The organism is Acinetobacter sp. YH12231 (genome assembly GCF_013417755.1).
Lineage (GTDB): Bacteria > Pseudomonadota > Gammaproteobacteria > Pseudomonadales > Moraxellaceae > Acinetobacter > Acinetobacter amyesii.
The window spans coordinates 1-8,295 of record NZ_VPDJ01000047.1 but is presented as its reverse complement, the minus strand read 5'-3'; the positions used below and the strand labels follow the sequence as shown (position 1 = coordinate 8,295).

The window sequence follows — 8,295 nt, the reverse complement described above, 5'->3', positions numbered from 1 at the left end:
TAAGACGACCAGAAGAATATGAAAGGAAGCCTAGACTCAAAGTTAAAACAGTGATTGAAGTGGTTAAACGCTATCAAAAAACAGATCCTGCTTTACTGCTTGAGCTATCCAAAATCGGGAACAACTTAAACCAAATTGCACGAGCATTGAACATCATCAAAAATGCTGATCCGCAAGAGCAACGCAAGTTAGATATTTTCAGCATTTTTTCAGTTTTAAAAGGCATTCAAACCGAGTTAGAACAAGTATTTCCTGCACTTCCGAAAATCAGCAGACAAAGCCCTGAAAGGCTTAAAAAGCAATTGTCTTCGATACAGCTTGCTGAGGAGGATGAAAGTGCATATTAAATTTTTAAATCACGGTAAAGGATCGGCCGCACACGCTTCAGCGTATGTTTTAGATAAGTTCGATCATCTTGGCAATGTTCGGGCAGGTGTTGATGTTTTGCGTGGTGATGCGACTACATTTAACGCCATCTGTGACTCAAGTCCACATTTGTGGAAGTACACCAGTGGCGTGATCGCATGGTCAAAAGAAGACAGTCCGACAGATGAACAAATAAAAGAAGTCTTAGACGAGTTTGAAAAGCATGCTTTTTCGGGACTAGATCCCTCACAGTACCACCTTTTTGCCGTGCTTCACACAGACGATGACGGCTCGAAGCATATCCACGTTCTAGCACCACGCCTAGATATTCAAAGCGGTAAATCACTCAATATTGCCCCACCCGGCCATGAAAAGCATTTTGATTCTTTACGTGATTACTTCAACACAAAGTACCAGTGGTCACGCCCCGATGATCTGCTTTTGATGAAAACGACACAAGAGCCAAACTATGTCGCAAAACTCAACGCTCAAGCTAAAAATATTTTTACAGGTCAAGATCTTGAGGCGCTTACAAAAAAGCAGTTTGGCAAGCTCGTTGATAACTACGTACAAACATTTTTAAGGACTCTGACAGTAAAAAACAGAGCAGATATTGTCCAGTGTATTGAGCAACTGGAAGGAATCGCATCGGTCAAACAAAGTAAAGAATACTTAACTGCCACTTTGAAAAGTGGCAAAAGACATCGACTTAGAGGCGACTTTTATCATGAACAATTCGAAATTAACGCTTATTCAGAGCATCTCAGAGCAGCAGCAGAAAGCCGACCAACTACAGCAGAGCTTGCAACAGCTCTCCGAAACGCTGAAAACGTTCGAGATGACTATCGAGCAAAGCGAGAGACCTATCACCAACAGCACTATACTTTTAAACGAAGTACAGCAGACAACATCGGCCATAAAATCGCATCTCAGAGCGATTTTGACCGAAATAGGGAATCTATCACCCAAAGCCATAAAATCGCTAACAGCGAGCTATACGGAGCAAATAGACGCACTGCAAACGCAGTTAGCGAATATAGACCTATCGGAAATATCAAAAGTGAAATCGAGCATAGATTCGTTTTCAACCTCAATTCACGCTCTACAGGCTCAAGTCAACAAGCAGTTGCAGAGCCTCAGAATCGACGAAAAGCTCCTGCAGAACAGCATTCAACACCAAGTACAGCAAGCGATAGAGGGGCAGAGAGAGACAATAGAGAGTCAGTTGCAGAGCCTTTTGACGGAAAAATTGGGCAACCAGAGAGCAACACACATCCTATGGGGGATGATAGCTTTTGGACTGCTGATTCTTTTAATAATTTTATATCTAGGCTATCAAGCCAATACAAATTTAAAAACAATCAAAGCACAAGAGCAAATGATTCAACAGAATTCACAAGTGATTACAAACCAGATCAACTACTTGAAACAAATACGGAACTAGATCATGCAGACCGAAATCGACCAATTTTTGACAGAGCAAAACAGCTTATTGATGCAACAAAACAACTTGTTAGCCGAGCAAAACAAGGTTTTGAGTCAACAAATCGATTCATTAAAGACCATTTTGAGCGACTACAGCGAAGTCGAGCTGAGTCTAAAGAGCAAAATCAGCAATCTGAATACAGAGAAAGAAGCACAGCAAGCCTTAATTTTGACACTGAAAGCAGAGCTTTCAAAGCTAGAGCAGGGCAACTTTTCGGAGCAGTTACAGCAAGCATTTCAAGAAAACTTGAAGACCCAATTACAAACGCAATTAGCGAGAGCATTAAATCAACTGGATTTAAACAGCATTGTCAGCGACTTGGTGAAGATAGAATTAAGACCCATTCAAATGACAATTGGCACACAGCAGGCGGACATCGAGAAAGCACTCTCGAAAATCTTGCAATTGAAAGTACCCAACAACTTTTACGAAGATTTGGAGACGCAAAGCAAGCAGATCAATACGCTTGGGGAAACTGTAGAAAGATTAATAGCGTTAATCAACAACTTGAACGACTAGAAACCACAGTAGCGGAAATTCGACTCAAGCCAAAACCGGCTACGAATTTCAGTTACTTGCGAAGTGACGGTTATTACCCCGATTACGTTGGTTATCACAAAGAACTATGCGACAAGCAACAGGAGGCCTATAACAATAAAAACCCACTACAATTGATTGATTACATAAAGAAAAAATCTAAAAATTTAGAAACGTACATTAGCCGTGCACGTTCAAATATCCACGAATGGGAATACGATAAATTTGAGAAAATGATCAAAAATGACAATCAAATGCTGAAATATCTGAAATGTGAGAAGATTTTAGAGCCTCAAAACGACCATTTGAAACAGCAAAGAGAATCATATCAAGCGTGTTTAAAGAGTTTTGAGACTATTAAAAGTGATATTTACGAAATTAAAAATCCATTGCCTAGACAGAATACTTCTCAACAAACTTATGAACCTGAGCATAAACCAAAACCTAAAAATGATTTTGAATTAGATTTTTAATCTAATTCAGCAAAACAGTAATCAGAGGGGGAATGAGCGATTTATCTTTATGTCACTCACACTCCGTTCGCTTTGTTTTTTTCTTTTTGAACCTCACAGGTTTAAACCAAGCGAGTGTCTACGAGCGATTGAGCATCATAAAAATTTCAGCAACGCCTTTTCCCTGATTACAAACTCCCTTTTAATCTAAAACGGTAAGTACAGAGCATCCCGAATGGGTGCGAACTTTGGGGCTTTTGATCTTAAAAAAGCATGAGCATAGCGAATGCATTATCAATCTTTTTGCTCTTGGTTTTGCTTTTGAAACGACACGAGCGAAGCGAGTGCCATAGCCTTTGATTTTTCCTTTAATTCTCTTTTATTCTTTTAAAAAGCTTTTAAATACTTTTAGACACCCTTCCAGACCACATATAGCAAGGCTTTCAGACTTTAAAAAACTACAAATGGCATGAACTAAACTACAAATGGCATGATTTTGGCACATTAGAAACTACAAATGGCATGATTAGAAACTACAAATGGCATGAACTAAACTACACTATATTTAATGTAGTTTTATGTTAAAAACTACAAAAATCGTGTGCAAAAATAAATCAATATGATATAAAAAACTACTTCTTGCGGAATGTAGTTTCATGGATTATAAAAAAACATACCCTGTATCTTGGGTTGTTATGCAGAATACGATTCAAGAGTGCTTTAAAAGCATGAGTATTGATGAAAAACGCTTATTAATTCTTGCTAGTCCTATAGCTCGGATAATTGATGCAACTGAAAAAGATGCAATCACCATAACATCAGAGAGCTTTGCAAAAGAATGCGGTATAAAAACCAACTCAGCGTATTCGCAAATGGAAGAAGCGAGTAAAAACCTGTTAAGACGTTATTTTTCCTATGGTGATAATAAGAAAAAAACCTACTGTAACTGGGTCATTAGAGCAATATATGAGAATGGTTCAATATCCATATGCTTCCCAGAGGAAGTTCTTTTGATGCTCAAAGAGTTCGACAAATTAAATCCATACACTAAGTACAAGAAAGACATCGTACTCAGTCTGAAAAAAGACTACTCGTTCGACCTATATCATTTAGCAAAAAAATATCAAGCTATGGGACAATTTGAAATGTCCTTAGAGCATATAAAAACTGAGTTAGGTTTGCCAAAGTCCTACGACAAGCTATGTAATTTAAAAGACCGTGTAATTAAGCCTTCATTAGATGAAATTACAGCTAATACAGACATTGAACTCACTTATGAAAACGTTAAACAAGGACGGTCTGTGGTTGGTTTCAAGTTTATTGTGAAAGAGAAGCCTAAGCCAAAACTCATAGCACCCGAGAGAGAGACAAAGACAGTAGAGCTATTTTGTAATATGTCAGATCCCCAAATTAATAAATACAGCACTATTCTATCTAAACTTTCTGAACTTTCTGATCTAAGTAATTTTCCTGACTATCCTACTTTTGCGATTTGGATTAGTGGGATTTTACGAGATCCAAAAAGTGTAAGGGAAGAAACGGCTAAACGAATTTTGAAGGCTCTACATCAAAAAACGGATTTCAAACCATAAAATCAGATTATCCATATGAGCTAACAAATCCCGTGAAACATTGCTTAAATACTAAGCGTGGAACGTGAACAATCATTAAAAAAGCCCAATCGGAGAGGGTTGGGCTTTTTGCTATACGATAAAACTATGATTTATATGAAATAAAAAGAAGCATTTCGTATAAGGTGTATTATGTTAATTTTAGTAGAACTAATAAATCTATATATTTGAAAATGTCATTTTACTCAATTAAATACTCTTCAGATATTTCACACTGTTCAACAAAAAAATGATCATGTGAAACTAAAATTACAGCGCCCTGATATTGGCTAATAGCCTGCGATAGAAGCTCTCTAGACTCAATATCTAAATGATTTTCTGGTTCATCAAGCAATAATAAATCAATACCATCAGGATAGTGACTCATTGCTAATAATGCGACTTTCAATTTTTCACCACCACTCAGTTCTGATAGTTTTAATAAAGCTTTTTCACGACGAATACGTAACTGACCTAACAAATTTCTCCACTCAACTTCAGTAAGATTGGAGTTATAAAGTGCAAGGTTTTCGATTACGGATAAATCATTATTTAATAAACTAAAGTTTTGATCTAAATACAAACATGTTCCACTAAAGAAAATATCATCACGTTGATGGGTAGAAATCAATTTCAATAAGGTTGATTTACCAATTCCATTAGCACCTTTAAGATGGATTTTTTCGCCAGCTTTCAATGCAAAATTAATTTTATTTGTTGCTGTATGGGGTAGCTTTAAATCATGAATTCTTAAAATCTCTCCTTGCTTCGTACTCTGTAAGTGGAATTCAAACTTCTGAGCTTTGATTTTTTCTACAATGGTCTGCCTATTAATCAGACTATTTTTCAAATCATCAGTTTGTCGAGTTTGTTGGGCACGTAGCTTACCTAAGCTTTGTCCAGCATTTTCCTTTTTGAAATCTAGAAAAATCTTTGCTTGAGAATTAGAATCACGAAGTTCATTGCCTTTAGATTGACGTTTATTCGCTTTCATTAAGCTATCATGTTGCCGTTGTTTTAACTGCTTTAATTCTTTTTTCTCATTATTAATAGACTGAGTTAATGCATCCATGTGTAGCTGATGCTGTTGAATGTAATGCTCATAATTACCTTTGTAGTGTTGTAAGCCTAATTCAGTTAAAGCATAAATATGTTGGACTTGATTGAGTAATTGGCGATCATGACTAATCAGGCATACACCACTAGGGTGTGCCAAAATACTCTCAATTAACCATTGTCTAGATGTTGAGTCTAAATGGTTGCTTGGTTCATCTAAAAGTAGATAGTGATCCTTTTTTAAAAACAAACGACATAAAGCCAGCTTTGTTTTTTGTCCTTCACTCAGTTTTTCTGTTGGAAAGTTCAAATCCGTAGGTAAGTCAGCATTTTCAAGTATATTTTGCCATTTTTGTGGTAAATCCCAGGTATTTTCAACTAACTCATAATCATCAAAACTAGCTGTATTGTTCTCTATACGCCGAAAAGCATGATGTAAATGATCTACCTCTAATGCTTGTGCAATATTTTCAGCATTAAGGCGTTCTAATTGTGCCAAATAATCATGTTGGATATTCCATGAAACTTGACCACTATAATGAATATCTAAAGCTTGGCTTTGATCTAATATTCTGAACAATAGGGATTTACCTAAACCATTACGTCCAATTAATGCAGAAACCTGTCCTGATAAAAGCGTAATGTTTAGCTGATCAAACATTTTCTGTGTAGAAAATTCTAAATTTAAGTTTGAAGCAATACATGCATGTTGCATAAAAAATTCCTCATGTAGAGGATATGCAAAATAGTGAAGATTAACTTATAAAAAACAATATATTATTTAGGATATAAAGTAGAGACCAAGAATATATAGCCACAAGTAGAATCTATTTTGCACATCAAAAGTTTAAAAATAATGATGAGAAAATGACTTACTTCATTGGCGTTACTCTTGGGAGGATGATTTGAATAAGGTTATTTTATAATGATAAGACAATCTGTCAAGCTTGTACTAAAGCTTCTAAAAGTTATTTAACATAATGGCGATTATACGAAATTTAGCGATTAGAAACCATTTATTACATCAAAAGTAATGAAAATGTAAAGATAATGCCTTATATTGTCTTTACATTATTGGTTTTTAGAGGAATTAACCATGTCCGCAGTCAATTTTAATATGCGTTTAGAAGAAGACTTGAGGGATAATGCAAATCATATTTTTGAAGAATATGGTTTAACAATGCCACAAGCATTTAAACTTTTTTTAAATCAGGTGGTGAAAACAAGAACTGTTCCATTAGCTTTTGACTATGCGAAAGAACCAACTCTGACCCCAACAGCAGTAGCAAAGTTGCTTCAATCTCTTAAAGAGATTGAAAATGGGGAGTACACCGAGTACGAAACAGTAGAAGAAGCAATCAAAGCCATGTCGGATGAAGCTCATGGCTAAACGAAAGATCATCGTAACCAACTCATTTAAACGAAATATTAAAAGACGTTACTTAGATTTAGTTACGGCTGAATGGGCTGAGGTACTGGACTGTTTAGTTGCTAATAGTCCATTGCCTGAAAAATACCTAGATCACCCATTAAAAGGTGGTGCTGAGTTTAAGAATTGTCGAGATTGTCACGTTAAACCTGATTTAGTCTTGATTTACAGGCTCGTAGGGGATGACATTTTAGAGTTACACCAGTTAGATAGCCATTCAGAGATTTTTGGCTAATTTTAGCTCGATGCTTTGAAATATGGCTTTAGCCATGTTTCAAAGCATCGAGCTACTTTACGCTAGTTGCACGATAAGAAAGTTTGAAAAGAAGCTAAGCATTGCATGGCCTTCAAAGAGTTCAATATGAGAATAAAAAATTTAGCTCAAATTTTTATAATTATTACATTGCTTACTGGTTGTATAGCGAAGTCCCAACCCGTATCTAACTCCATAGAGTCAGTAAAACCTATCATTTTTATTAAACATGCTAATTCTGGTTCAAGAGTAACCATTACTGGTGGGAAATTGCATGTAGATCCTTATGGTTGTATTCGGCTTGGTAGTGATACCGGTTCATTTATTATTTGGGCTAATAATCATGAGTTAGAATATACAAAGGACGGTAGGATTAGCATCACCAATAAATTTAATAATCATAAAGTTTTTATAGGTAATGAAATTATCCTTAGTGGAGGGCCGTCATCAGTAATACCAAAATCTGTTACTCGCTTTATTCCTGAAGTTTGTTCTACCTACGGCTATTGGATTGCTTCTCCCCTTTAAAAGTTATGTAAATGAGCCAGTCCCCATTTCCATCATAATTTCAACATAAAAACTCATATACAAATTTAGGTATTATTAGCTGATAAACCCTTTTTTTGATCTTTTTATATAAATCTTTCACGATATAGTAGAATACTATTAGATGACTAAATAAGATAAGCAAGCCTACCTGTATATACAAAATTCTTCGAATTTTGATATACAGGGACTTGTTAGGGGAAACCCCTAAGACCCCAAGCCCATCAAGATGGGCAAGTCAACAAAGTTGACTTAAAAGCAAAACCAAAAGCCTGTTAGTGGGATGTGTATATGCGAAATAAAACTAAAATTTTCAGACTCACAGAGTTACAGCTAGAACAACTTGAGCAGCACCTCGAAAAAGAGAACACGAATTTTACAGACTTCATTCTCTCTTTAATTCAAAGGGAAATCATGCAAGATGCTGTAACCGTAAGACGACCAGAAGAATATGAAAGGAAGCCTAGACTCAAAGTTAAAACAGTGATTGAAGTGGTTAAACGCTATCAAAAAACAGATCCTGCTTTACTGCTTGAGCTATCCAAAATCGGGAACAACTT

General features: G+C 36.0%; 7 protein-coding genes and 1 pseudogene. 7 read left to right on the top strand and 1 reads right to left on the bottom strand.

Annotated features, from left to right (window positions below; all coding sequences use genetic code 11):
* From mobC to FTV11_RS16635, 3 genes are all read left to right on the top strand, one after another.
* A partial coding sequence (gene mobC / locus FTV11_RS16645; RefSeq protein ID WP_180074493.1) for a plasmid mobilization relaxosome protein MobC occupies positions 1-347 on the top strand: 347 nt, incomplete at its 5' end.
* Positions 331-2,862: a relaxase/mobilization nuclease domain-containing protein gene (locus FTV11_RS16640; RefSeq protein WP_218946026.1), complete on the top strand. Its 2,532-nt coding sequence runs from the start codon at positions 331-333 to the stop codon at positions 2,860-2,862. The genes mobC and FTV11_RS16640, both read left to right, overlap by 17 nt.
* A gap of 635 nt (positions 2,863-3,497) precedes the next feature.
* On the top strand, positions 3,498-4,433 hold the full coding sequence (locus tag FTV11_RS16635) for a replication initiation protein (protein WP_159124544.1): 936 nt from the start codon (positions 3,498-3,500) through the stop codon (positions 4,431-4,433).
* Between the two features lie 220 nt (positions 4,434-4,653).
* Here the strand turns inward: FTV11_RS16635 and FTV11_RS16630 are convergent, their stop codons facing one another.
* Positions 4,654-6,222, bottom strand: coding sequence for an ATP-binding cassette domain-containing protein (locus tag FTV11_RS16630; protein ID WP_159124549.1), 1,569 nt, complete (start codon positions 6,220-6,222; stop codon positions 4,654-4,656).
* Between the two features lie 381 nt (positions 6,223-6,603).
* On the opposite strand from FTV11_RS16630, the gene FTV11_RS16625 reads away from it, so the two are divergent.
* The 4 genes and pseudogenes from FTV11_RS16625 to FTV11_RS16610 all read left to right on the top strand — a co-directional run.
* Positions 6,604-6,897, top strand: a complete 294-nt coding sequence (locus FTV11_RS16625) for a type II toxin-antitoxin system RelB/DinJ family antitoxin (protein ID WP_159124548.1) — start codon at positions 6,604-6,606, stop codon at positions 6,895-6,897.
* Entirely contained in the window at positions 6,890-7,171 is a 282-nt protein-coding gene (locus tag FTV11_RS16620) for a type II toxin-antitoxin system YafQ family toxin (RefSeq protein ID WP_159124547.1), read from the top strand. Before FTV11_RS16625 ends, FTV11_RS16620 begins: the two co-directional genes overlap by 8 nt.
* Positions 7,172-7,297: 126 nt before the next feature.
* Complete coding sequence (locus FTV11_RS16615; RefSeq protein ID WP_159124550.1) at positions 7,298-7,717, top strand: hypothetical protein; 420 nt, start codon at positions 7,298-7,300, stop codon at positions 7,715-7,717.
* 309 nt (positions 7,718-8,026) lie between these two features.
* A pseudogene (locus FTV11_RS16610) lies at positions 8,027-8,295 on the top strand (plasmid mobilization relaxosome protein MobC); the annotation flags it as partial.